We start from the raw sequence: 25507 nt of genomic DNA on the forward strand, positions 1-25507 counted from the left end.
CAAACGCCCCGCTCCAGGACTGCTACATCACTCGGATCGTGGCTCGCAGTACACGTCAAAAGAATACGTGGAGCAACTGAAATCGTATGGTATGGAACTCAGTATGAGCCGCCGAGGAAACTGTTACGATAACGCATGTATCGAGTCGTGGCACAGTATTTTGAAGAAGGAACTCATTTACTGTAACCCTCGTTTTAAGAATCCAGAAGAGGCTTATAACGCCATTTACCAGTACATTGAGTTCTATTACAACCGCAAGCGAATGCATGGTGCGCTAGGTTATCTTTCCCCTGCTCGTTTTGCGAAGAAATTTACGGACAAATCCGTCGCGTAAGTGTCTACTTTCTTGACATAGGTCCATATGATTCGTTAGATATCAGATTTGAGAAAATAGGAGAGAATAGCGTGTATCAGGTTCATTAGCTTAAAATAACGCTAAAAGGGATGTCCCTCGTCATATTCATGACTTTGGGAGATCCCTTTTAATGTGTGAATATTGCATGCATCGTAGGTGATAAAGTAACGCAATGCTTCATTAGAATACTTTATTGCAAGTATGAATATCTATTCCAAAGCGAGAGCTTCCCATTCTTCATAAGCTGTCGCCACTTGCTGTTTAAGCTCCTCGGACTTGGCCTGAAGCTCCTGTAGCTTCATGTAATCCTGATAAACTTCAGGTAGAGCCATCTGTGCCTCAAGACCTGTAATCTCATCCTCCAGCTCCGCGATTTTCAACTCTAGCGTTTCTTGTCTGCGTTGTCGATTGCGTTCTTCCCGCTTCGCTTGTTTATCCGCTTCAAAGGATGCCGCACCTGATTTCTCCGTTGATGAGGGAGCAGTGCTCGCTTTAGGCGAGAGTTTGGCAGAAGCTGCCTTGGCTTCAGCGGCTTCGCGTGCGATATCTTCAAGCTCCTGTTTTTTCTCGACATAATCATCGTAATTGCCGAGATAATGCTCCGTTCCACCTGGATGCAATTCAACGATTCGCTCCGCCATTTTATTGAGGAAATAACGGTCATGGGAGATGAACAGCAACGTACCTTCGTAGTCCATGAGGGCGGCTTCGAGCACTTCTTTGGCGAATAGATCCAAATGGTTCGTAGGCTCGTCCAGAATCAGCATATTGGCTTCCTTAAGCATGAGCTTAGAAAGGGAAACACGCGCCTTTTCCCCACCGCTGAGCGAGGAGATTTTTTTGAGCACATCGTCACCGCTGAACAAGAAGTTGCCCAGAACCGTACGAATGCGGGCTTCCTCCATGCCAGGATAAGCACCCCATAGTTCTTCCAACACGGTGTTAGTTGGGGTTAACCCAGTTTGTTCCTGATCATAATAGCCGATCTGCACCTTGGTTCCCCATTGAATATCTCCGGCTGCCAGGCGCAAGCTTCCTGTTAGGCATTTGAGCATGGTAGATTTACCAATCCCGTTTGGTCCAATCAGGGCAACGGTCTCTCCCCGTCGCAAGTCGAAGGAAACATTGCGGAATAGGGGCGAACCCTCTTCATAGGCAACAGACAATTGATCCACTCGAAGAACTTCCTTGCCCGACATGACGGCTGTTTCAAAAGAAAAGTGAGCCTTCTTCAGATCGCCCATCGGTTTGCCGAGACGTTCCATTTTGTCGAGCGCTTTGCGACGACTCTGTGCGCGCTTGGTTGTTGAAGCACGAACGATGTTTTTCTGCACGAATTCTTCCATCTTGGATATTTCATCTTGCTGTTTCTCATATTGCTTCATCTGTGTTTCATACTCAGCCGCTTTGAGCTCCATATATCGACTGTAGTTACCTGTGTATTTTCTGGAACGGTGACGTTCGATTTCGACGATGGTTGTAACCAGTCGGTCGAGGAAGTAACGGTCGTGGGATACGACCAGCAACGCGCCTGAATACCCTCGAAGGTAATCCTCCAGCCAAGTTAGGGTAGGAATGTCGAGATAGTTCGTCGGCTCATCCAGCATGAGAAGGTCAGGCGCTTGTAACAAAATACGAGCAAGAGCAAGTCGTGTTTTTTGCCCACCGCTCAGCGTAGCAATCGGCGTGTCTGCGGCGAATTCGCCAAAACCCATCCCGTGCAGTACGCTTCGAATGCGAGTCTCCATCTCATAACCGCCATGATCCTTGAACCAATCGGAGCGCTTTGCATAACGTTCCAGCAGCTCCGCATATTTTTTCTCGTCCTCCATGAAGGCAGGGTCGGCGATATCTTGCTCCATCTGTCTTAATTCAGCCTCAGCTTGGGTTAGATGGGCGAAGACGTTCATCATCTCTTCCCAGATGTTGCGATCGGACTGCAGTCCACTATTTTGGGCGAGATAACCAAGCGTTGTTTCTTTTGATTTGAAAATTTGCCCGCCATCATAGGACATCTCACCTGCAATAATTTTGAGCAACGTTGATTTGCCTGCGCCGTTTACACCGACGAGACCAATTCGTTCACGTTCTAATATTTGTAAGTTTACGCCGTCCAAAATTGGATCGACACCATATCGTTTAATAATTCCGGATACTTGTAATAACATAAAATGAAGTTCCTCCATCGCTCCAGTACGTGATTTGATAACAATAAGTGCGTGTTCAAAAAGTACGGTTGTCAGTACCGAGAAGATGGGATGAACTTTTTGAACAACCTCTATAGTCCAGTTTACATGAAATACAGATCAAATGCACCGCTTGGGAGCGGGGGGCCGTGTAGTCTTTTTGGACAATCAATGATAAACTGAAAGAAGGCATGTTAATTCATGAGTATTTTGCAGAAAATGATTCATGATAACCATTTCAACGAGATGACATCACGTCATAACATATAAATATGATTATTAATGCGTGCTTTTTTCACCTTTCACATCAACAGGAGGGTATTCAAAACCATGCAGGATCGGATGGAACACAAGAGCGAGCTTCGTTCTCGGCTGAAGCAAAGTCGGGATCTGCTGGATGAATCGCTTCGTCTCCATGCGATGGGGGACATAAGCCTTGTGGTGAAGCGGGAGCTACAGCGATTGAGGCTGGACAAGCCAAAGTTAACGATCTTTAGCTATTTGTCCTATCGCAGCGAAGCAACGACAGCGTTTTTGTTTGAAGATGGCTGGAAGCATGGGGATGTGATGCTAGCTCCCAAAGTGCTGGCGAACCCCACTCGGATGGAACTGAGGAGGGTGGCTGGAGAACAGGATATTGAATCAGGAGTATGGGGCATACCCGAACCTAAAGATTCCTGTGAAGTATTGCAGCCGGAGAATTGGCCGTATATCGATCTTGTCATTGTGCCTGGTCTGGGGTTTGATCGTCAGGGTGGCCGGATTGGTTATGGTGGCGGTTATTATGACCGTTTTGCCGAGACGTTGGCAGTCCAATGTTCCCAAGCGGGTCAAAGACCACAGATGGCAGCACTTGTGTTACCAGGGCAATTGCAGGACGAGATTCCGATGGAACCACGCGATCTGCGACTGGATCTGTTGATGACAACCGAAGGTGTACTACATATCAATAAAGGGTTGTGATGGTATTGAGTTCAGATGTACACAATGGACAGACTTCCGGAGGGGAGTTTACCCATTTTAATGAACAGGGACGGGCTCGAATGGTTGATATTTCGGGCAAGGAGGCGACCGTTCGTAAAGCAGTGGCGGTGTCCAAAGTAACGATGCAACCAACTACGCTTGAAGCGATTCGTGAAGGACGCATTGGTAAAGGAGACGTATTGGCTGTTGCTCAAATCGCAGGTATCCAAGGGGCTAAGAAAACGTCAGACTGGATTCCGATGTGCCATCCTCTTGCACTTACAGGTGTAGATATCCGTTTTCACGACAACGGTGTGGATGAGATACAGATTGAAGCAACGGTAAAGACGGAAGGTAAGACTGGGGTCGAGATGGAGGCACTTACGGCAGCCTCGGCTGCGGCGCTAACGATCTATGACATGTGTAAAGCCTTGCAAAAAGATATGATTATCGGTCCGACCATGCTGCAATCCAAAAGTGGTGGCAAAAACGGGGATTTCAATCGTTAAGTGCGTGTTCAAAAGCGGACTTTTTGAACTACCTCTTAAACGGACATTTATTTTCATAAAGGAGAAGGGTGATCTTTATGGTGTGGAGAACAGCAATCCTGACAGCCAGCGACAAAGGGGCCCGCGGGGAACGTGAGGATACGAGTGCACAAGTCATCCGGGAGCTTGTAGAAGAAGAACTGGGTGGGGAGATCGTAGAGTACCGCATCGTTCCTGATGAACCCGATGAGATTATCGCGGCACTAATTGAGATGACAGATTACTTCCATGCAGACCTAGTACTGACCACAGGGGGTACGGAGCTTGCGATTCGCGATATTACCCCGGAAGCGACAAGACGGGTAATTGAGAGAGAAGTTCCAGGTATGGCTGAAGCCATGCGTTACAGTGTCATGAGCAAAAATCGTTCTGCCATGCTGTTCCGCGGCTTGTGTGGTATTCGTGGACGAACATTGATCGTCAATTTGCCTGGTACGCCTAAGGGGGTACACGAGCATTTGGCAGCCATTATGGATCAGCTTCCAGAGGCACTACTCATGGTTACAGGACAGTTTAAGCAATAGATTGAGCATGAGTCTCCATAGGTAATCCATTCATAAATTTTGAATAATTTATGAATATTATGGGTTATGTAAGTGGTTACATCTGTGGTATGATTGGCGTAAATCAACATTGTTGTTGTTCTTGATCATTGGATTCTTATGAAACAGAGTTTCTGAGCCTTGCAGAAGGAGGAGTATCCATGGGAAGTGCTATAGGTCCAACAGGTTTTATTTTATTAGTTGTTGTGGCGCTGTTGTTGTTTGGTCCAAACAAGCTTCCTGAACTGGGACGTGCAGTTGGCCGTACTTTTCGTGAATTCAAAGACGGCGCACGCGAGATTATCTCGGATGATGACGCATCCAAGCGCAAGGAGCAGGAAAAGGCCAAGCCACTGGCATCGGAGAGTGCACCTGTAGATAAGCCTGAAGACAAACGCTTGCCGGAGTAATGACGGCCATGAATGAGAATTCCCTTCCTGCCGGAAGGGTTTTGTATTTTAAGCTGGCAATAATGGGGGGCAGGCATGACGCAGCAGACAGAAGAAATGACAATTGTGGAACATTTGAGCGAGCTGCGCAAGCGGCTGATTTATGTGCTGAGCGTTTTTGTTTTAGGTTTAATTGTAGGATTTTTTGTAGCAGATCCCGTGTATGAGTACTTAACGAAAGCCGAGTCGGTTAAAGGTTTTGTTCTGCACGCCTTTTCTTTCTGGGATGGTATTGGCATCTATATGAAGATTGCGGGACTGTTTTCGCTTGTTGTGACATTGCCATTTACGGTGTTTCAGATCTGGAAATTTGTAAGCCCGGGGCTACGACCTATTGAGCGGAAGGCTGCATTGAAATATGTACCGTATGTCTTTCTTCTGTTCCTGATTGGTCTGTCGTTTGCCTATTATGTTGTCTTCCCGATGGCGCTTGCGTTTACAACATCGATTACGGAGAAAATGGGACTTGTCGAGACATATGGCATGAAGCAATATTTCAGTTTTCTGTTTGGCATTGTGCTGCCTGTATCTTTGTTGTTCGAGCTTCCACTGCTCATCATGTTCCTGACAGCAATACGGATTCTGAATCCGACCCGTCTTCGCAAAATGAGAAGAGTGGCTTACTTCATCCTGATCTTCATCGCTGTAGTGGTTACACCACCGGATTTTATCTCAGATCTCCTAGTGATGATTCCCTTGCTTTTGTTGTATGAGTTCAGTGTGTTTCTATCGGCCTTTGTATATCGTAAGCAGTTAGCTGCCGATGAGGCGTCAGAGTCGCGCTACACCCAGGCGAGTGACGAGAACAGCATGAATAGCTAGATGAGCTTGGAGGACAGACAAACCTGAAGAAGGTATAACTAGAACTTTTCGTTGACCACAAAAGTTTGAGTGCAGCCGTCGGAGGGTAACTCTGTCCTTGAAGGGTTCTATATTCCTGTTTATGTGTGTCGTTTAACCGACTTATATCTTCATCCCATCTTCTCGGTACTGAAAACAGTCCTTTTTGAACATGTACCTTAAAGGACAAGCAGGCATATTTTGACGAGCAATGGATACAATGGAAGAGGGCTGAACACTCCACGGGGATAAGGCTTGTTATTGTCATGCGTTTGAATTGCACGGCATGGAGGAACAGAGATTCTAGTGCATTTCAGAGGGTTCGGTGTAAAGAGAACGTAAATTATCACATGAATTCGTGAAAAGGACTTGAAATCATGCTTCAAGTTGAGTATCATAAAGTTGGTTGTTAGCACTGAACACTGTCGAGTGCTAATACATAGCTACAACCTACAATGTAACGTTATATAATTTCAAAAGGAGGCTATTTTTCATGATCAGACCTTTAGGTGAACGCGTATTGGTAGAACCATTGGAGCAAGAGCAAACTACTTCTTTCGGGATCGTACTTCCGGACTCTGCTAAAGAGAAACCACAAGAGGGTAAAGTAATTGCTGTTGGCGCTGGAGTGCTGAAAGACGGCGTACGTGTAGCTCTGGAAGTGAAAGAAGGAGACCGCGTAATCTTCTCCAAATATGCCGGTACAGAAATCAAATTCGAAGGTAAAGAATATTTGATTATGAAAGAGAGCGACATTCACGCGATTCTCGACTAATTCAAATTTTATCGGTTAACCGAACCATATAGCAGTACCATTTTACACAATATACTAGGGAGGTTTTCTTAACATGGCTAAAGACATTAAATTCAGTGAAGACGCTCGTCGCTCTATGCTTCGTGGTGTAGATGCATTGGCTAATGCAGTAAAAGTAACACTCGGTCCTAAAGGCCGTAACGTTGTACTTGAGAAAAAATTCGGAAGCCCGCTCATCACGAATGATGGTGTAACCATCGCTAAAGAAATCGAACTGGAAGATGCATTCGAGAACATGGGTGCACAACTGGTTAAAGAAGTAGCAACCAAAACAAACGATGTTGCCGGTGACGGTACAACTACAGCAACTGTATTGGCTCAAGCGCTGATCACAGAAGGTCTGAAAAACGTAACTGCAGGCGCTAGCCCAATCGGTATCCGCAAAGGGATCGACAAAGCGGTTAAAGCTGCGGTTGCTGAATTGCAATCCATCTCCAAACCGATCGAAACAAAACAATCCATCGCACAAGTTGCAGCAATCTCTGCTGCTGACGAAGAAGTAGGCGAACTGATCGCTGAAGCTATGGAAAAAGTAGGTAAAGACGGCGTTATCACTGTAGAAGAATCCAAAGGATTCGCAACAGAGCTTGAAGTGGTTGAAGGTATGCAATTCGACCGTGGATACATCTCTCCTTACATGATCACAGATACGGACAAAATGGAAGCTGTTTTGGACAATCCGTACATCTTGATCACAGACAAAAAAATCTCCAGCACGCAAGACATCTTGCCATTGCTTGAGAAAATCGTTCAACAAGGTAAACCACTCGTATTGATCGCTGAAGATATCGAAGGCGAAGCATTGGCGATGTTGGTTGTGAATAAATTGCGTGGTACATTCAATGCTGTAGCTGTTAAAGCTCCAGGATTCGGTGACCGTCGTAAAGCTATGCTGCAAGATATCGCTGCCCTCACTGGTGGCCAATTGATCACGGAAGAACTGGGTCTGGATCTGAAATCCGCTGTTGTGGAACAACTGGGTACAGCTCGTCAAATCCGTGTAACGAAAGAAAACACAATCATCGTTGACGGTGCTGGTAACAAATCCGATATCGATGCACGTGTAAGCCAAATCCGTACGCAATTGGAAGAAACAACTTCCGAGTTCGACAAAGAGAAACTGCAAGAGCGTCTGGCTAAATTGTCTGGCGGCGTAGCAGTAATCAAAGTTGGTGCGGCTACTGAAACTGAATTGAAAGAACGCAAACTGCGCATCGAAGATGCCCTGAACGCAACTCGCGCTGCGGTTGAAGAAGGTATCGTATCCGGTGGTGGTACTGCGCTTCTGAACGTATATCAAGCTGTTGCTGCTGTAGCATTGTCCGGCGATGAGCAAACAGGTGTGAACATCGTACTGAAAGCTCTAGAAGCACCAATCCGTACAATCGCTGCTAACGCTGGCGAAGAAGGTTCCGTAATCGTGGAACGTCTGAAAAAAGAACAAACAGGCGTAGGCTTCAACGCTGCGACTGGCGAATGGGTTAACATGATCGAAGCAGGTATCGTTGACCCTGCGAAAGTAACGCGTTATGCATTGCAAAACGCTGCTTCCGTAGCAGCAATGTTCCTGACGACTGAAGCGGTTATCGCTGACAAACCAGAACCTGCAAGTGCTGGTGCTGGAATGCCTGACATGGGCGGGATGGGTGGAATGGGCGGCATGATGTAAGGTCATTGACCTTATCTCGTGTGCCTAGCAGAGCAAATTTTCAGTCATTTTGATTGAGGGTTTGTGAAGCAGTCACTGTTACAAATTATAAATGAATCAAAAACCACTTCTTAATTTGATTAAGGAGTGGTTTTTGTGTTCCTGGATGATCGTAAGTTAAAGCGCTCTTTTAATGAAAGATATAACATAATTGATGCAATTTAAAAAATGATCTAAAATTAGCACATGTAATGAATACTAATATAGGATTAGGGGTGTGTACGTTGATAAGGCGATTTACTTTAAGTTTATTTTTTAGCTGTTTAATTTTAATTGTAGTAGGATGTAGTCCCAATCAGGCTGTTGATGAAAAACAAGCAACAGGTAGTGGAACATTGGAGCAAGAAACAATACTAGGCTTAGTAACTTCTGATAATTGGGAGGAGGCAAAGTTAAAATTATTAAAACCAGAGTTCAAGAATATTGAAGATTATAATGAAATACTTGCTTATGTTGATGCTAGAAATGATTATGAGAATGAGAAAGTTTCTGGAAAGATATCTTACGAGCCAATAGTAATGAAATTAAATTCAATAGACTTGGATACATACGATGGTAAGTTAAAAGAAGAAATAACAGCATTTAAAGGAGAACTGAATGATGAAAAAAACGAGTATTATGAATCCTTTTATGCCAAGAAGAGGGAGGAAGGAGAACAAAAACAAAAGGAATTGGACAAAATCTATAAACGAGTATCAGAAGAGGATAAGCTCAAAGAATCATTGAAAAATAAAGACTACAATGAAATAGCTAGTCTTTTGGTAAGAAAAATGGATTATGATGTTGAGAGTAAGATGCTTTATTATTTTGCTATGTCTGAGGTGTCCCGTAAGGAAGGCGATTCTGATATGATGATGTATTATTTACAAAGTATACCTATCGCCTACGAAGGAGAGTTTTCAGACTTGTTTTTAAAAACAAAATTGAAAATTCAATCAAAAGATAAATGGATTGAAGCTGAACGAGATATGGTCAGACATAGAGCTGAGGTTGAGAAGATGTTTTCAAGGGTTCCTCCAGCTATAGGGATGACAGCTTCTGAGGTGCGAGAATCTAGTTGGGGTGGGCCTGACAAGATTAACAAAACAACTTATGAATTTGGAGTTCATGAACAGTGGGTGTATTCAAACTATCGATACGTATATTTAGAGGAAGGCATAGTTATAACGATTCAAGAATAGTATTTTATTATCAAAAGAAAAGTACTTACGTACGGACGGATCTCTGTCAAGTAGACAGTAATAAGAGGCAATTTTGAGCAACCTGAGTCCGATATTCATACGGGCTTAGGTTGTTTTGTTTTTCTTGAAAATGTTGGTGGTTGTAAAAAGGGATACAACGTTGAACAGCAGGTTTCACTTCCTTCCTGTTGCAAATGTGCAGCGATTAAAATTCCCGCTTTGAAATGGCTAAAGAAGCTCTTCATACATGCTTTACCGTATCAGTTTCTCCTTCTGGACATACTTGCCCATTCCTCGTTTAGTCTTGAAGCCTTTGTTCATAAGATTACTTGAAATGATATACGCTACTTTTTTTGCCGTAATAAGAATTTTTTTGCGGAAGACATCTTGAATACCCATCTCATGCATCAATTTTGGATTCGTTTTGTGGCTTATGATTTGTGTGTATTTCTTCTCGATCTATACTTTGACCCGTCGATAGCTATAGATTCCTCGACTACTTTACATCACTTCGTTACCCTCATCTTTAACTGTTCGTCTCCACGTTGCTTGAAGGATATTAACAGCTGTCTTTATAGTATACGCTCTTGGAAACTTGAGCGAGTCGACATAACAGGAGAACCCTGTATCATATGTTTTTTTAAATTTGCTCATAAGAAATCCTCCTATAACAGCAGAGTAAAGTGCCGGCTTTTTTTCTGTCTGCTATGAGGGGATCTATATCATTTGAACTCTTACCTTTTCTAGGGATGAAACCTATTCTCCTTTTATTCGTATGTACAATGATACATAAATGAGAATTTCGGGAATTAAGGAGGAACTTTTTTTGCGAAAGAGTACAAAATGGGTACTGTGGATACTAGGTTTAATGCTCGCTGCGATTTTTATTAATTTTTATATGAATCTATATAGCTTTGGATTTGCTCTAATTGGGGTGCTGTTTATGGTATTTACGGGATGGGGGTTTCTGGTCAAGCTAAAGAATGACGTTCGCCAGCACGAGGATCATCATAGAAGAATGCATGAATCTGTGAACGATGATATTGAGAGATACACCAGGTAAATTAACGTTCTAGATACCTGACATAGAAATAAGAGATGCTAAGCCCACACAAATTAAATCGTATAATGAAAGAGTAGGGACTCCCGTTAGGGAGTCTTTTTAACTTTATAGGTTGAAAATAATAAAACTTTTATGAGAATTACATATTGCTCTGAAAAGAAAATTTGAGTAATATAAACATATGAATAAGTGTTCATATATTGAAGTGTAAAATGATAATGGAGATGATACATATGTACGATGTATTGGTAATCGGAGCTGGGCAAGCAGGGTTAGCAGTAGGTTATTATCTCAAACAATCAGGATTAACTTTCTTGATCGTTGATGCAGGCTCATCTATTGGGCAATCTTGGCGTACACGGTACGACTCTTTGCAGCTCTTCACTCCACGAATGTATGATGAGTTACCCGGAATGCCTCTTCAAGGAGATCGTCATGGCTTGCCGAGTAAAGATGAAATTGCAGATTATTTTGAAAAGTATGCTGAACAAATGCAGCTTCCGATCAGGTTAACTTGTGCAATTACCAGTCTCTCTATTGAAGATGAAGTTTATTATGCGGAAACTACAGCGGGAACGATTACAGCGCGCAATGTTATCATTGCAACTGGGCCTTTCCAGGTTAAAAATGTTCCTAGCTTTGCGAATTCATTATCTGAAGATATTGTTCAACTTCATTCCTCGGAATATAAAAACCGCTCTCAATTGCTTCCGGGAACAACAGTTGTTGTGGGCGGAGGCAATTCAGGTGCCCAGATTGCAGTAGAGTTAGCATCAGATGATAGACAAGTAGTGTACATATCCCTAGCTCGACAGATTACATTTAAGCCATTACATATTATGAAACGAAGTATATTTTGGTATTTGGAAAAGACCGGATTGTTACGTGCGGGTACAGAACGTATGAAAGGAAAATGGCTGCGCAATCAGCCTGAGTATGTATACGGCTACGAGTTAAAAGAGCTGATTGCCAAAGATCGAGTGAGCATGCGTCCACGTGCTACCAATGCGATAGATGACCGTATCCTATACAAGGATGGTAGTGAGACAAAAATAAATAACATTATCTGGGCAACGGGGTTTCAGCGTAATGATCGTTGGATTGATATTCATAATGCTTTTGATTCCGATGGGGGAGTCTTGCACGAGAGAGGCGTATCGCCAGTTAATGGACTGTACTTTGTAGGATTACCTTGGCAAACATCACGTGGTTCGGCGTTGCTAGGCTGGGTTAAATACGATGCTCAGAGTATCGTGAATGCTGTCCTTCAGAGGTAGAATGAATATGATATCTCATATTTTGGGTATATACCTAAAAGGAGGGATCATATGAAATTAATCAAAATAGCGTGCATGACTTGTTGTATAGTACTAGCATCTCTTTTATCAGCTTGTGGTGCGGATAATATTCTACACGGGAAGAGTGATCATTGGGATGTGTCCCTTCAGCGATCAACGGGTTCATTCAATATTGTCTACATTGGGGAAGAAACCAAGCTTAAGGATATCGAGTACGACATCTCTGGCACAAATATTAAATACCAGGGGAAAGCTTCTAATGAACAAGAGGTACCCTTCCATATATCCGGCCCCATCATAAGTAACGCGGATAAAACAAAAGATCCGATTACGTTTAGAATAAGCTGGAATGATCAAAGCGAGAGTGTGACCTTTGAATAGCTCTCGCTTTGGGAGGTGTTACACGGTTGAAGTGGGCACAATTATGGATTTAGCGGATTCCTAGCTAACACATCAATTACTTTTATTGATCATACTTTACACAATGAGCCGTCCTTCATAGGACGGCTTCTTACACGTATGAGACTTATTCCACCGTTGTTATTTCAAAAACAGACGTCCCATCATTTTGAATCTGGAAGCGATATTGGAATCCATCTCGTATCGTCGTTCCATCAAACTCACTCTGATTCACATCGCGTTCCAACAGTCCGATATCCTGAATAACATCTTGCGCATCGTTATAGGTATATTCACTGTGAGTGGTTAAGATGAGTGTAGCGATAGCTGTTAGCAGTACGCCACGTGTCGGTTCATTGACATTACCAGTCCCATATAACTTAATCTCCTGTATTTGATCAGCTGCATTGACTATTCCGATCAAGCTCAGTTCGTCATTGAATGCATATTCAAAAGTAGGAGTAGCCTGATCCGCAGATGATTCATTCATGGTCAGTCGAGTAATCGCCAGCCCGTTTAATCGGTATTTTCCTACAGCAGCATTGAACTTGTTTCGGAAATCGCCAGCAGTCATTTGGAATCCAGTAGTATTGTTCGGACTTGAAGCATCGTCGTTACTTTGATCCGACGCAGTACCGGAATTCTGCTGTGTTGTCTGCTCTGAACTAGGCTGTGAAGAGTCTGGAGATAATGCCAACATGCCATACATACCTATGGAAGCCATTACGAAACAGAGCGTCGTTAGAATGATATGCTGGATGTTTATCTTGTTACGTTTTCTCATCGATAAGATCATGCGTACAAGAAAAACAAAGAAAGCTAATAATCCAATAATCCATATTACGGTAAACAAAACTTGCAAATTCTCACCTCGTAATCTCTCAATTGATGAAAGCTCATCTATATTCTTTTGTTCCAACATTCATTATAATGTTTCTTCGAGTAACTTTAAACTGAGCATGTACGCTCACACAACGAACATTATGGATCATATATCTCACATCTCCAGCACACATCTCAATTCAAACATCACGTATCAAGCATCACGCATCATGCATCACAGATCTAGCTTCATTCATCACGGGCAAAAAGCACTGCCAGCATACAGCTAGCAGTGCTCTTCTTAGGCTTTCCTAACTTACATGTTCTATATAACTTGAACTAAAGAATATTTACACTTGCCACTCCAATGACAGAACAACCTTACGATCGCTGTTATCCCCAGATTTTTTTAATTCCCTCTATAAGGGGAAAATCCGGGGATAAAGGCGACCGCTCCGCTTCTTCAGGTTATTTCTGTCCTCTCCGTTTCCGTGTAAATGTTTAGTTCAATTTATATAGTTATACAGGTTTAACCGTAAAGGTGAAGTGGTACGCACGATTAGCGGGCAATGTATATTCCGCATGAGTAGGCGCACCCCAGCTATCGTCACCGCCTACGCCCATTTGTTTGTAATTGATGCGGGCAACAGTCTGGGTGCTCTGAGGTAGTTTGTACACATGGTCATGTGTCTCAAGTTCCTCAGGCGTCCACGGCAATGCATTAATCTCAAATGGTGTTGCTGATTCGAAGCGGACACCGTTTGTGTTATTGCTGGACGTAATTTCAGCATAACGTACATCGGTTTTGTTACCGCATTCCTGTGGTCTCAGGTACGGAACGAATTGATCGCGTACCGCTCCAGTGTAATATCCTAATCGTGCACTTGTCAGCCGGTCTGCATAGTTATCATGTGGCCCTCGACCATACCAAGCAATTGTATCCAGCTCGTTATTCAGTTGCAGCAGCATGCCGAATTCCGGTAGCTCGGGTAATCCTTCACCTGGAATAAGATGCTGTTGTATTTCCAGCGTGCCATCTGGGAGCATCTTGTACGTAACGGACAACGTGCACCCTGGATGTGCATTCCACGTATAATCGCTCGTCACGATGCAATTTTGTTCATTCACTTGGTGTTCGAAGCGAATTAATTGGCTAGTCGCGTGTGCATCTTTCCAGAAGCCGGAGCGCTCTGGGAGACCGTTACCTAGATCATTATCTGTCACAGCACGCCAAAAATTAGGTCGGACAGGTGCAAGCAATTGCTCTTGCTTGTTGATCTGATAGGATGTAAGCGCGCCTGTAGTTTGGTCAAAAACAAACGATACATGTTCACTACTTACGCTCAACTCGTTCTGCACATCCTCTACGAGTAACGATTTACCCTTGCCTTGCTCTGCTGCCTTGTTTGGTTGCAATCTTGGCGATACAACGAACTGATCCCAAGCGACTTCATGACCCTCACCTGCCCATTTGGTTGCAACTTTGGTCACGAGCGACACGGTTAACACCGCTTCTTGGTACAGATCTGTTGATGATGTATAAGGAATCCGGATTTCGCTTGAGTCTCCAGGTGCCACGGCAATGTCAAGTTGACCGTTCTCAACAGGTTTACCATCGTGTAATAACGTCCATACAAGATCGTATTCGCTCAGATCGGTGAACAGGAAGAGATTACGGATACGCAAAATACCCTCCTGTACATTTACGGCTTCCATGCGAACATTTTGGTAACATTTCTTCACTTCTTCAAGCTTCGGTGTAACAGAGCCATCTGCCAGGATCAGTCCGTTTCCGCAGAAATTACCATCATGCGGCGATTCTCCGAAATCCCCGCCATAGGCGAGATACTCAATCCCATCTGCTGTAGTTGTGAGCAGCGCCTGGTCGATCCAGTCCCAGATAAAGGCTCCCTGCAAAATGTCATAACGGTCAAATACATCCCAGTATAAGTGTAATCCACCACATGAGTTACCCATGGCATGGCTGTATTCACAGATGATATAAGGTTTCTTCGGCACCTTCAGCTGGGCATATTCCTCTACTTGTTGAGGTTTGATATACATGGTTGACTCAATATCACTCGCTGAATCCGAAGGGCGATAATGGAACGTTCCCTCGTAATGAACGAGTCTTGTTGGGTCAGCCTGTTTCAGATGATCGTACATGGCGATGAAGTTGTCGCCACCGAAGGATTCATTGCCCAGCGACCAGATGATGACGGACGGATGGTTTTTGTCCCGTTGGAACATCGAGTTACAGCGATCTATTACATTGTCTCGCCATTCTGGCTTGCTTGCAGGAATGTTGTTCTCATTCAGTTCCTTTTGTCCGTAGTACCATGATCCATGTGTCTCCAGATTGGTCTCGTCGATGACATAGAGACCATACTCATCACACAGTTCGTACCAGAGCGATTGGTTCGGATAATGAGAGGTACGCACGGCGTTAACATTGAAAGATTTCATCAACTCAATGTCACGGATCATGTCGTCAGCGGTAATCGCACGTCCTGTTTTCGGAGAAAATTCATGGCGATTGACGCCTTTGAAAACAATACGTTGACCATTGATTTTCATCAAACCGTCCTTCAATTCAAACGTACGGAATCCAACGCGGGAACGAACCGCTTCAACCGTTTCACCATTGTCCGTCTGGATAGACAGAACTACTGTATATAAATTAGGGAATTCTGCACTCCATTTCAGTGGATTGTTAACCTCTGCAGATAAGTGAACGCTCAGTTCGTTATCATTGGCAAAAGAAACAGTCGCACGTAATGGTTGATCCAGCACCGCTTGATCCAGTGCATCATAGAGCTGTGCCTGCACGTTCATGCCATCTGTAACGCTGGCATTGTGATTGAACAGTTTCACATCGATCTGTAGTTCAGCATCCTGATAGGCTGCATCAAGGTGAGTCTGTACGAAGAAGTCAGCAATCTGTACAGGTGAAGGAGAAACCAGATATACGTCACGGAAAATGCCGCTCATCCGCCAGAAGTCCTGGTCTTCCAGCCAGCTCGCATCACACCAGCGGTACACCTCCACGGCAAGTGTATTCTCGCCATCACGTAGATACGCACTAATGTCAAATTCCGAAGGAGTAAAGGTATCTTCGCTATAACCGACTAATTCACCGTTAACCCACACATAGAACGCAGATTCAACCCCTGCGAAATGGAGAAGAACAGGGCGATCCTTCCAATCAGCAGGAACGGAGAACGTTCGGATATAAGAACCAACAGGATTGTAGGTTGTTGGTGCGAATGGTGATTTTAATTCTGGCTCACGCTCTGACCATGGGTAACGAATATTTGTGTATTGTGGATAATCATAGCCTTGAAGCTGCCAGTGCGAAGGAACCGGGATCTCGTCCCACTGGCTATAATCGTAATTCGTCTCGTAAAAGGACGTGATTCGAGCATCTGGCGTTTCTGCAAAAGCAAACTTCCACACGCCATTCAGGGACTGGTACCAAGGAGAAGATGTTGCTTTATTGTTCAATGCTTCCGCAACAGATGGGAATGGCGTCATTGAAGCATGTGCCTGTAATCTGCCCACTTGAAAGATTTCAGGATTATTGTTCCATTCAGGATAACCATTGGCTGGAGGGGTGTAGTTCAATTTGTTTCTCATCACAGCAGCTCCTTCAATAATGTTATAATATTGTCATTATAAAATTGAAAAGGCACTTATGAAATAAAGAATATTGCCCACATCTATCACAATATGAAACTAAATTGACAAGGTGGTGAACTAGTGGAAACTCAATTTAGGTTTGGAAAAATAGACGAGACCTCTCGTTTGCCGATTTATATGACTACAGTAGGTTATTGGGAGCATCAGAAGGACACAGATCGTCCGCAGGGCTTCCCTGATTATCAGATCCATCAGGTCATTGAAGGGCAGGGAAAGCTGATTATTCAGGATGAAGAGCATATGGTCGGCCCGGGTGATGTGTTTTTCTTGTATCCTGACATTCCGCATCGTTATCTGCCTATAAGTGATCGCTGGGAGCTGGCATGGATATCCTTTCAGGGGCGAGAGGCAAGTGAGTTGCTCTCGTATGCGGGCATTACCCATTCACGCGTATGCAGATTGACATCCAACAAGCTATTACAAGGGTTACAGCACATGCTTGTGAGAGAAGAGAATGTGGAAGATACCCAGTATGAAATTGAATGCTCCAAGTGGTTGTACGCCCTGCTGCTGGATCTTAGATCAATGCTGATCGCGCCAGCTAACCAGAATGATGAGTTACAGCGTTTAAAACCTGTGTTGCGATATATCGCTGAGCATCTGGATCAGTCGTTGTCTCTAGCCGAGCTGGCCGAAGTGGCTGTGGTATCCCCGCAGTATTTGTGCCGATTGTTCCAGCGGGCATTATCCACCAGACCGTTGTTCTATGTGAATCAACAGCGTATTAATCGCAGCAAGCAATTGATGTTTAGTGAGATGCAGCTGCGAATATACGAAATTGCCCATCGGGTTGGGTACGAGAATGCCAGTTACTTTTGCGCCATGTTCAAAAGGCATACCGGCATGAGCCCAGAAAGCTTCCGTAAGCTACATGGATTGCAATGATTTCATTCCACCTTATCCGTTGGTTCAACTTATATAGAAGGTGTATGCGTCACAGCGTATACTTCGCTTAAATGAAACGCCAGATAGATTTTCATCCAGCCTTCTGATTCATTCAGATCAACACCTAGAATCTCTTCTATTTTACGTAGACGTAAATAGAGTGTATTGCTATGAATATGCAATCGTTCGGCCGTGGCCTGAACGGAGCGATTCTCGGAAATATAGGTTTTGAGCGTAAGTTCGAGCTCCCCCGATTTCTGCTGCTGGAGCGGTGCTAGAACTTCATGAATATAGTTTTCAATATCCGACGTCTCTTGATTGAGGAAGAGCTTGTTAATGCCAATATCCTCATAGAGCATTATGCCTACTTTATTACGCTTCAGCAAAAAGGAAAGTGCGCGTGTAGCCTCGTCATTGCTCTTGGATACATACTCCAGGCCACGATACATGCCGCCAATTCCCATCAAGAGTTGCGGCGTCTTGGAGGTAGTCCATTTCTGTATAGCGACTTCAAGTGTGCTTATGACGTGCAGCCGCATTTTGGGATCGGAGGCGGCAGCCAGAATCGTTATTTTATTGTGCGTATTAAATAGTAGATGCTCTGTTGTGCCTAACTCCTTGTCGGTAAAGCCAATCAGCTTACGAACCCAATTTTCCGTTGTTTTCATATCCAGGTGTTCACTCTGAAGCTGAACCTGAATGACGAATAAGGATTGATGGGTGGGTAAATGAAAACTGGCAAGCCTGCTCTCTAACTGCTGAGGTTCCCGATATTGAACCAGATCACCGAAATAATCCTGGTTTTTGCGATATGTCATCTCCGTCAGAGAGTAGGTATTCATCATATTCAATGTGACAATAGCTCCGCCCTGTTCCAAAATAACATGGTCAAGCTGCCGCAGGGGATGATGCAGCTCAATGAGGAAACAACCGAGCACAAGCGCACCATATACGATCGGATATAGATATACGTCGGGATGCCCATCTCCAGGCATTGACACAGGGTCGAAGCTGTTCTCTATCAAGCTATAGATATTGATCTCATGAAGCACAGCACTCTCAGGTATCGTAGGATACCAATCGTTTCTCGCCATATCAATATAATAGGTAGGCAAGTTAAGCATCGAACCTACCTTCTCAATGGTATGACCTAAAGAACCGTGTTCAATCGATAGTCTGGTAAACTGATTATGAATTTCATTGCGGCTTACAAGATAACGATTCTTCTCCAGTAGCTCAGAATACATGGTTGCGTTCGAGATGGCGATCGCCGCCTGATCTGCAAACCCTTGCATCACGTTCAGATCATGCGGGGCAAAACGCCTGTATTGCGTGAATTGATAGACGAGCATGACCCCGATTTTCCGCGTGTTCATTGTGACTGGGACGGCAATCATGCCTTTAGCCACACTACCGTCGGGTAACGCACTAACAATAATACTGGCTTTCTCCGGATTAACGTTATCCATATCTCTGTACGCCTCTTCCGGGTTACTGTATATACGGCCGATGCCTTCCTCATATACCTTCCCAGTAATTCCTTCATCAATCTCTCCTTGATACTGAAACACACTATCTTGAAAACCAACCTTGGCTCTAGGAATCATTTTGCCTGATTCGGGATCAACCATCATAAACAAACCACAGGATAGGGATGGAATCACCTTAAGGGCATTCTCCATAATTTTCAGCAACAGATCGTTCAATTCTAGTGAACAGGTAAGCTCTCTTAGCCCCGTCATCCAGCGCTCATTATGTACACGCTCCTTCATAATCTGCTGTTTGAGCAGTTCTTCCCGGATCAATGATTCCAGACGTTCACTCTGTAAGAGGGTCAGCTGCTTCTGAGTGTCGACAGCAACACGAATGTGGCAATGGGATAGAAATTCAAACGTATATTTAAATATTTTCCACTCTGAACCTGGAGGTATTTCCTCGATATTGTCGGGCATTTCTCCTACAAGCAGCCAGTTATTCCACTGAACATCATAATCATCCTTGAGCCATATGCCATATCGACAGGTGCCAAAGCTAAGTGTCATAAAGGAATGTATCGTCTCATTTAACATGGGTGCGACTCCTTTCGTGTGCCAATACATAACATTAGTCATATCAATTTTAAACGAAGGTTCTTCTTCGCTGTGTATATCACCATCAATATCTATATAAAACTGTTGGTATCAACAATGACATTATACAATTGCAACTTATATAATGTCAGTAACTTTAACGCAATACAATTTCAAAGTGTTACAACAGTATAGCTTTAATTTGAACGTGTGCACGTAATATTTAAGTTCAACTTAACTTTTACACGAGAACGGAGAGGACAGAAATAACGTGAAGAAGCAAAGCGTTCGGCTGAAAGCTTTCTGAAAGAAAGCTACATCGGAAGCATAGGCTATCCCCGGATTTTCCCTTTGGAGAAGGGAATCAAAAAAATCTGGGGATAACAGCGATCGGAAGGTTATTCTGTCATCGGAGTGGCAGTGTAAATATTCTTTAGTTGAACGTACAACCAAATCTGAAAACGAGGTGGAGTATTGATGAGTCCAATGATTGCTTTTACAGGTGCATTGCTAATAGATGGACAAGGTGGAGAGCCTGTTGCCGATAGTGTGGTTCTGGTAGACAACGGTAAGATTAAAGAGGCAGGTGCCAAGGCAACAGTACAGATTCCAGAAGAAGCTCAGATTGTCGACGTGACTGGAAAAGTTATCATGCCAGGATTGATCGATGCACATGTTCACGTACATGGAGCGAAAAATCTGAACATGGCAGCAGTGGCTCTTGAGCCAAATGAACTTCAGATGGGGAGAGCATTACAGGATCTACCCAAGCTGATTAACGCTGGATTCACAACGGTTCGGGATGTCGGCAGCCATGTCGCTGTGTATATTCGTGATTTAATCAAAGAAGGTGTCGTTAAAGGGCCGCGGATCAAAACGTCTCGTCATATGCTCAGTCAGACAGGTGGACATGCAGATATTCATATGATTCCAACGGAATTGAACATTTTCACGACATGTGACGGTGTGCCAGAAGTCATTAAGGCCGCACGCACGCAGTTCCGTGAGGGTGCAGATTTTATTAAAGTGTGTTCGACAGGCGGGGTGTTGTCTGAGAAGGATGATCCACGGTGGTCACAATTCCGCTTGGATGAACTGAAGGCGATTGTCTATGAAGCTGAGGCGGTACAGTCGTATGTAGCATCACATGCACAAGGCACACAGGGGATTAAAAATGCGTTGCTTGCAGGTGTCCGTACGATTGAACACGGAATCTACATCGATGAAGAAGGCATCGGTTTGATGCTGGATCAGAAGGCTATTCTTGTTCCAACACTGGCTATTGTGCATCGGATTATCCAAGAAGGGCATAAATACGGTGTACCTGAATTTGGCATTCGCAAAGCCGAGCGTGTATACCAAGAGCATATTGAGAATATGATCATCGCACACAAAGCAGGTGTGACCATCGCAGCGGGTACGGACTTCTGTTCATGTGCACCGGTGGAGCATGGCGGTAATGCGCTCGAAATGCGATTGCTTGTAGATGATGTTGGCTTCACACCAATGCAGGCCATTGTGGCTGCAACGAGAGATGCGGCCAAAGCGATGCAGATGGAGGAGGAGATCGGCACCCTTGAAGCGGGCAAGTCAGCAGATCTGCTGGTTCTGAATGTGAATCCATTGACCGATATTAGTCTGCTTGCTAATACAGCCCATATTGAGCAGGTCTATTTATCAGGTGAGCGCTTGAAATAATAAGCAGACAACATAGAGAATGGGGAGAAGTCACCATGTTTAGTCAACCGATTTATATCGCCACGATATTACTTGTCATTTTAGCTATAGGAGAATTAGTCTCCATCTGGTCGAAAGCACGAATTCCTTCCTTGCTCGTTATTCTAATCGGTTATCTACTACTGAACTGGGCCGGATTCTTTCCGCAAGGCGTGGTGTCGAGCTCTGCACTGAGCGCGTTCGGGGCGTTGATGGTGGCTCCGCTTATTGTTCATATGGGAACCTTGATTCCATTGAAACTGATTCGTTCGCAATATAAAGCGATATTGATTTCACTGTTCGGATCACTTATAGCTACAGGGCTCATTTTGTTAATTGTAACGCCATTTTATGGTTATCCTACAGCCGTTGCCGGATCAAGCCCGGTGGTCGGTGGTATTATCTCTTATCTGATCACGGCTACGAAGCTGCAGGAGATGAATCTCGCGCATCTGATTACGATTCCGGCGGTTATTTTGGGGATTCACTCACTCGTGGGCATGCCGCTCGCAACGAATCTACTTCGGAGATATGCACTGAAGCTACAGAAACAGGGTGCTTTTGAGAACAAGACTCCATCGTCAAGTAACGTAAATATTAAGGAAGCGAATGTCAAAACATTTCTTCCGAAGCGTTTCCACACGGCACCAATCTTGCTGTTGTTCTTGTTTATTATGGGCAGTCTGTCCATCTATCTTGGCAATATAACCGGGCTTAGCTACAGTATTTGGGCTCTGCTGTTAGGTGTTATTGGACATCTTGTCGGGCTATTCCCATCACGGATTCTGGATAAAGCCAGTACGTCAGGCATTGCTATGATCGGTCTGATTATCGTGGTTATGACAAGTATGGAGTCGATTACGGTGGATGCAGTGGTCAGCTCTATTATTCCCGTATTGTTCATTATCGCAGTCGGGGTGGTTGGGGTAATGATCGGAGGATTCCTTGGTTCTAAGCTATTCAAATGGGACCCGCTGAAAGGTTTGCCAGTAGCGTTAACAGCTCTATTTGGTTTTCCAGGGGACTACATTATCTGTGAAGAAGTGAGTCGTTCTGTTGGACGTGATGAGAATGAACGTCAAGCGATTCTGGATGAGATTTTGACACCTATGCTGGTAGGTGGATTTACAACAGTCACCACAGCTTCTGTATTAATTGCGTCAGTATTGATCAAGACACTGTAAGAGGTTGTTCAAAAAGTCCGCTTTTGATTACGAAGGATGCGCGAGCGGTATCTCAGCGTTGGTTAGTTTAATTTTCTTTATAAAATTGATCTTCTCTTCATCCCAATTTCAGTTTCTATTAAGGTTCGAGGGCTAAGATAAGTCTTGTAAACCCCTTCTCGTGTTAAATAGATGTGTGACTGGCTCCGCCCGGATCGTCCGGCGGGGCATTTTTTTTGTATCTTTGGCTGTGTAGGGTTATGTGATGATGATATGATAGAAGCATACATAATGGGTATACAGAGCAGAGAGATGAAGAGGAAGGAAGGGTTCTCATGGATGTAACGCTGCATACGATGTTTCGACCAATCCAGATCAATGGTACGGATGATCAATCGTATTATGTAGAGAGAATGCCTTCTCCTGATCTGATGGCGTATATTGCTTGCTATTGGGAATCAGGTTTTTTTTCGAACAGTGAAGAGAACATATTGCCTAAGCATACGAGTGGATTACCCACTCGGGTATTGCCAGACGGTTGTACGGATATTCTTATAACATATGATGCGGCTCAGTCGAAGCATACGTTATCGTATTGTGGAAACTACACGCAGCCCCTCGTATTTCCCCAAGGAGTAGGTGTGGTTCCGTCCGGGGATTATACGTTTGGTGTGCGCTTTTTTCCTGGAGGGGCTCGGTCATTTCATGGCTTGCCACTGGATGCGTTCACAGATCTGAGGATCGCCCTTGAGGAATGCTGGCCTACGCAGGTGGAGGAACTTCGGGAGCGCCTGGCTGCAACGAACAGCTTCCATGAGCGGGTGCGACTTATGGAGGGAACGTTGAAGCAACTGTCGGTACGTATCTCAGCATACGAGCAGGATCTGATGAAAAATGTTCTGCACCGTATATTCAGTGATGGCGGCAGTATGAATGTGCATGAGCTCGCCATGCGTGAGGTTGTGAGCGAGCGGCAATTGCATCGTAAATTTGCAGGCTGGATTGGCATTAGCCCCAAGCGGTTTAGCGAGATCGTTCGTTTTCACCGTGTACTGGCGAGCATTCATCAGAATCCGGTGAGTGATTGGGCGGCCTTGGCGGTTGAACATGGATTCTATGACCAAGCACACTTGATTCGTCACTTTCGTAAATTCTATGGAGATACGCCACGGACCGCTGCTAAGGAACATCATTTGATGATGTCCGATTTGTACAATAGATTAGACAAGCCCTCGGTTATACTTAAATCCTAAGATGAATGATAAAGGAGACAAATGATATGAATGGAACTATGCAAATGAGAGATCATCTGCTTCGAGAGTTGGAAACGGGCGTGCGGACTGGCGCATCACTTATCCGTCTGATTCGTCCTGAGGATTGGGCATACCGTCCACAGGATAATATGCGTTCTTTGGTGGAGCTGGTGCACCATTTTATTCAAATTACAGCTTCGGATCTTGCCATCATGCAGGAGAAAGGCGAAGCAGAGGTAGGACAAGTTGAGAATAGTCTAGCAGGCATCCAGGATATTGAGAAATTAGAAGCAACGCTGTGGAGTAATCTAGAGGCGTACAAAGCCTATATCGTTTCACTCAGTGAAGAGGATCTATTAACCCGTTCTACCAAAGCTTTTTATATGGAGCATGGTCACCTTCAGGCGCAGTGGCAGATTGAGACGTTAACGCATGTATTCCATCACCGTTCCCAGCTCTATAATTATCTGAAGCAGCAAGGTCATGAATTAAACTTCTTCATGTTATACGCGTAAGCTCGGGAGATTTATAATCTTCTGTCAGCAGAGTTTGCGTAGGTAATTCAGTCCGTTTTTTACGTTGAACATAAAGTACGCATCGCTACAGCTCTACCGAATGGTTCGGTAGGGCTTTTTTGCGTCTCAGTCTATAATCGAATCTCGAATCTATGAAGTCTAGTAAAAATAGACGTTATAACACTGGCATTTTACCGTTACAATACTAGATTTCAAACATAGAATACCGTATCAAAGCAAAAAGGAGGTGATTCACATGGCTATCCTTTTACCATTACAGTATTACAATCTTCCAGCGGGTGTAGGTAAGTCCTACTACGAAAATCTGGCTGGAGGCACCAATGCTACTGTAACAGTCAACAACAACGGACCATTTCCCGTATCTCTTGTGATTACTCGTGTCAATGAACCAGTTGTCACTTATGTTGTTCCTGTAAACAGTAGTCTTACGATTGGAGCGGGTCATGTGTTAGTTTTCGCGTTGCTAGCGAATAATGGAGGCGCGGCTTCCGGAACGATTCAATTCGCTGTAGCTGATTTCTAATGCAGACTTGACTGTAGTGCACTGAACAAGCCCTTGTCTGGTAGGTTATCTTGCCGGGCAGGGGCTTAATTTTTGATAGTGCTAGTTTTGTAGAAAATGGTATGATGTGTAAGCTTGTTATATTTACATAACGCTGTTATAAGAATGAGCGCTTCTTGCACAGCACGAAAGGAAGAATTAAATGTTGAACAAAATGTTGAAGTACATGTTGGGGATTACGTTATGTCTGTCACTGATCTTGCCTGCTGCGAGCACACAGGCAGCTTCTGCCATGACCACGCTGGATTTTAGCAATGGAGCGACCTATTATGGGGAAACGAAGAATGGTAAACCTCATGGTGATGGAACGATGACATGGAGCAAGAGTAAGACTTACAGTGGCAACTGGGTGAATGGCAAACGCTCGGGTTACGGGGTGTACCAGTTAAAGCATTACGACCCTTAAATACGAGGGGAATTGGAAGAATGATAAGAGAGATGGCAAGGGTCAGCTAG

At 44.2% G+C, this 25507-nt stretch carries 24 protein-coding genes; 19 read left to right on the forward strand and 5 right to left on the reverse strand.

The genetic code is table 11. The annotated features are described in order from the left end of the window. Window positions 1–334 (forward strand): transposase (locus M3636_RS29955; RefSeq protein WP_483311514.1); only part of this gene is annotated, 334 nt, incomplete at its 5' end. Window positions 335–564: 230 nt separating this feature from the next. Here the strand turns inward: M3636_RS29955 and M3636_RS10795 are convergent. Beyond that, a complete protein-coding gene (locus M3636_RS10795) occupies window positions 565–2523 on the reverse strand; it encodes an ABC-F family ATP-binding cassette domain-containing protein (RefSeq protein WP_251382523.1) in 1959 nt (652 codons plus the stop codon). A 348-nt stretch (window positions 2524–2871) separates the two neighbouring features. Between M3636_RS10795 and M3636_RS10800 the strand changes: the two genes are divergently transcribed. The 8 genes from M3636_RS10800 (at window position 2872) to M3636_RS10835 (ending at window position 9586) form a co-directional block, all read left to right on the forward strand. Further along, window positions 2872–3504, forward strand: a complete 633-nt coding sequence (locus tag M3636_RS10800) for a 5-formyltetrahydrofolate cyclo-ligase (protein ID WP_164848626.1) — start codon at window positions 2872–2874, stop codon at window positions 3502–3504. After that, entirely contained in the window at window positions 3504–4013 is a 510-nt protein-coding gene (gene moaC, locus M3636_RS10805) for a cyclic pyranopterin monophosphate synthase MoaC (protein ID WP_128100723.1), read from the forward strand. The genes M3636_RS10800 and moaC overlap by 1 nt, the downstream gene beginning before the upstream one ends. A 77-nt stretch (window positions 4014–4090) precedes the next feature. Further along, on the forward strand, window positions 4091–4576 hold the full coding sequence (locus M3636_RS10810; protein WP_056694365.1) for a MogA/MoaB family molybdenum cofactor biosynthesis protein: 486 nt from the start codon (window positions 4091–4093) through the stop codon (window positions 4574–4576). Window positions 4577–4755: 179 nt separating this feature from the next. Beyond that, window positions 4756–5004: a twin-arginine translocase TatA/TatE family subunit gene (locus M3636_RS10815; RefSeq protein ID WP_056694367.1), complete on the forward strand. Its 249-nt coding sequence runs from the start codon at window positions 4756–4758 to the stop codon at window positions 5002–5004. A gap of 75 nt (window positions 5005–5079) precedes the next feature. Beyond that, window positions 5080–5865, forward strand: coding sequence for a twin-arginine translocase subunit TatC (tatC, locus tag M3636_RS10820; protein WP_128100724.1), 786 nt, complete (start codon window positions 5080–5082; stop codon window positions 5863–5865). 511 nt (window positions 5866–6376) lie between these two features. Further along, window positions 6377–6658, forward strand: a complete 282-nt coding sequence (gene groES / locus M3636_RS10825; RefSeq protein ID WP_056694371.1) for a co-chaperone GroES — start codon at window positions 6377–6379, stop codon at window positions 6656–6658. A 73-nt stretch (window positions 6659–6731) separates the two neighbouring features. Beyond that, entirely contained in the window at window positions 6732–8366 is a 1635-nt protein-coding gene (gene groL, locus M3636_RS10830) for a chaperonin GroEL (RefSeq protein WP_145050416.1), read from the forward strand. Between the two features lie 263 nt (window positions 8367–8629). Further along, the gene (locus tag M3636_RS10835) at window positions 8630–9586 is read left to right on the forward strand and encodes a hypothetical protein (protein WP_251382524.1); all 957 of its coding nucleotides are present in this window, start codon (window positions 8630–8632) and stop codon (window positions 9584–9586) included. Window positions 9587–10087: 501 nt separating this feature from the next. Here the strand turns inward: M3636_RS10835 and M3636_RS10840 are convergent. Beyond that, a complete protein-coding gene (locus M3636_RS10840; protein WP_251382525.1) occupies window positions 10088–10240 on the reverse strand; it encodes a hypothetical protein in 153 nt (50 codons plus the stop codon). A gap of 172 nt (window positions 10241–10412) precedes the next feature. Between M3636_RS10840 and M3636_RS10845 the strand changes: the two genes are divergently transcribed. The 3 genes from M3636_RS10845 to M3636_RS10855 all read left to right on the forward strand — a co-directional run bounded on the left by M3636_RS10845 (window position 10413) and on the right by M3636_RS10855 (window position 12328). Next, a complete protein-coding gene (locus tag M3636_RS10845; protein WP_251382526.1) occupies window positions 10413–10649 on the forward strand; it encodes a LapA family protein in 237 nt (78 codons plus the stop codon). Between the two features lie 224 nt (window positions 10650–10873). After that, window positions 10874–11926, forward strand: a complete 1053-nt coding sequence (locus M3636_RS10850) for a flavin-containing monooxygenase (protein ID WP_251383049.1) — start codon at window positions 10874–10876, stop codon at window positions 11924–11926. Window positions 11927–11977: 51 nt separating this feature from the next. Further along, window positions 11978–12328 carry a hypothetical protein gene (locus tag M3636_RS10855; RefSeq protein WP_251382527.1) on the forward strand — a complete coding sequence of 117 codons (351 nt, stop codon included), beginning with the start codon at window positions 11978–11980 and terminating at the stop codon, window positions 12326–12328. Between the two features lie 145 nt (window positions 12329–12473). Here the strand turns inward: M3636_RS10855 and M3636_RS10860 are convergent, their stop codons facing one another. Further along, on the reverse strand, window positions 12474–13130 hold the full coding sequence (locus M3636_RS10860; protein WP_251382528.1) for a hypothetical protein: 657 nt from the start codon (window positions 13128–13130) through the stop codon (window positions 12474–12476). 557 nt (window positions 13131–13687) lie between these two features. Next, a complete protein-coding gene (lacZ, locus tag M3636_RS10865) occupies window positions 13688–16804 on the reverse strand; it encodes a beta-galactosidase, LacZ type (RefSeq protein ID WP_251382529.1) in 3117 nt (1038 codons plus the stop codon). A 123-nt stretch (window positions 16805–16927) separates the two neighbouring features. Here lacZ and M3636_RS10870 point away from each other — a divergent pair, with 123 nt between their 5' ends. Further along, complete coding sequence (locus M3636_RS10870; RefSeq protein ID WP_251382530.1) at window positions 16928–17752, forward strand: helix-turn-helix domain-containing protein; 825 nt, start codon at window positions 16928–16930, stop codon at window positions 17750–17752. A gap of 29 nt (window positions 17753–17781) precedes the next feature. Here the strand turns inward: M3636_RS10870 and M3636_RS10875 are convergent, their stop codons facing one another. Further along, window positions 17782–19821, reverse strand: coding sequence for a helix-turn-helix domain-containing protein (locus M3636_RS10875; RefSeq protein ID WP_251382533.1), 2040 nt, complete (start codon window positions 19819–19821; stop codon window positions 17782–17784). Between the two features lie 477 nt (window positions 19822–20298). On the opposite strand from M3636_RS10875, the gene M3636_RS10880 reads away from it, so the two are divergent. The 6 genes from M3636_RS10880 to M3636_RS10905 all read left to right on the forward strand — a co-directional run bounded on the left by M3636_RS10880 (window position 20299) and on the right by M3636_RS10905 (window position 25457). Continuing rightward, window positions 20299–21519: a metal-dependent hydrolase family protein gene (locus M3636_RS10880; RefSeq protein ID WP_251382535.1), complete on the forward strand. Its 1221-nt coding sequence runs from the start codon at window positions 20299–20301 to the stop codon at window positions 21517–21519. Between the two features lie 35 nt (window positions 21520–21554). Next, window positions 21555–22721 carry a hypothetical protein gene (locus M3636_RS10885; RefSeq protein WP_251382536.1) on the forward strand — a complete coding sequence of 389 codons (1167 nt, stop codon included), beginning with the start codon at window positions 21555–21557 and terminating at the stop codon, window positions 22719–22721. Window positions 22722–23035: 314 nt separating this feature from the next. Continuing rightward, window positions 23036–23953: a helix-turn-helix domain-containing protein gene (locus M3636_RS10890; RefSeq protein WP_251382537.1), complete on the forward strand. Its 918-nt coding sequence runs from the start codon at window positions 23036–23038 to the stop codon at window positions 23951–23953. Window positions 23954–23979: 26 nt separating this feature from the next. Further along, complete coding sequence (locus tag M3636_RS10895) at window positions 23980–24468, forward strand: DinB family protein (RefSeq protein WP_251382539.1); 489 nt, start codon at window positions 23980–23982, stop codon at window positions 24466–24468. A 256-nt stretch (window positions 24469–24724) separates the two neighbouring features. Then, window positions 24725–25012 (forward strand): hypothetical protein, encoded by a 288-nt coding sequence (locus M3636_RS10900; RefSeq protein WP_145050436.1) that lies wholly within the window; start codon window positions 24725–24727, stop codon window positions 25010–25012. 181 nt (window positions 25013–25193) lie between these two features. Then, window positions 25194–25457, forward strand: coding sequence for a hypothetical protein (locus M3636_RS10905; RefSeq protein WP_251382541.1), 264 nt, complete (start codon window positions 25194–25196; stop codon window positions 25455–25457). The last annotated feature ends 50 nt before the right edge of the window (window positions 25458–25507 follow it).

Origin of the sequence: Paenibacillus sp. MER 99-2 (assembly GCF_023714095.1) — a bacterium.
In the GTDB taxonomy this organism is placed as follows: Bacteria; Bacillota; Bacilli; order Paenibacillales; family Paenibacillaceae; genus Paenibacillus.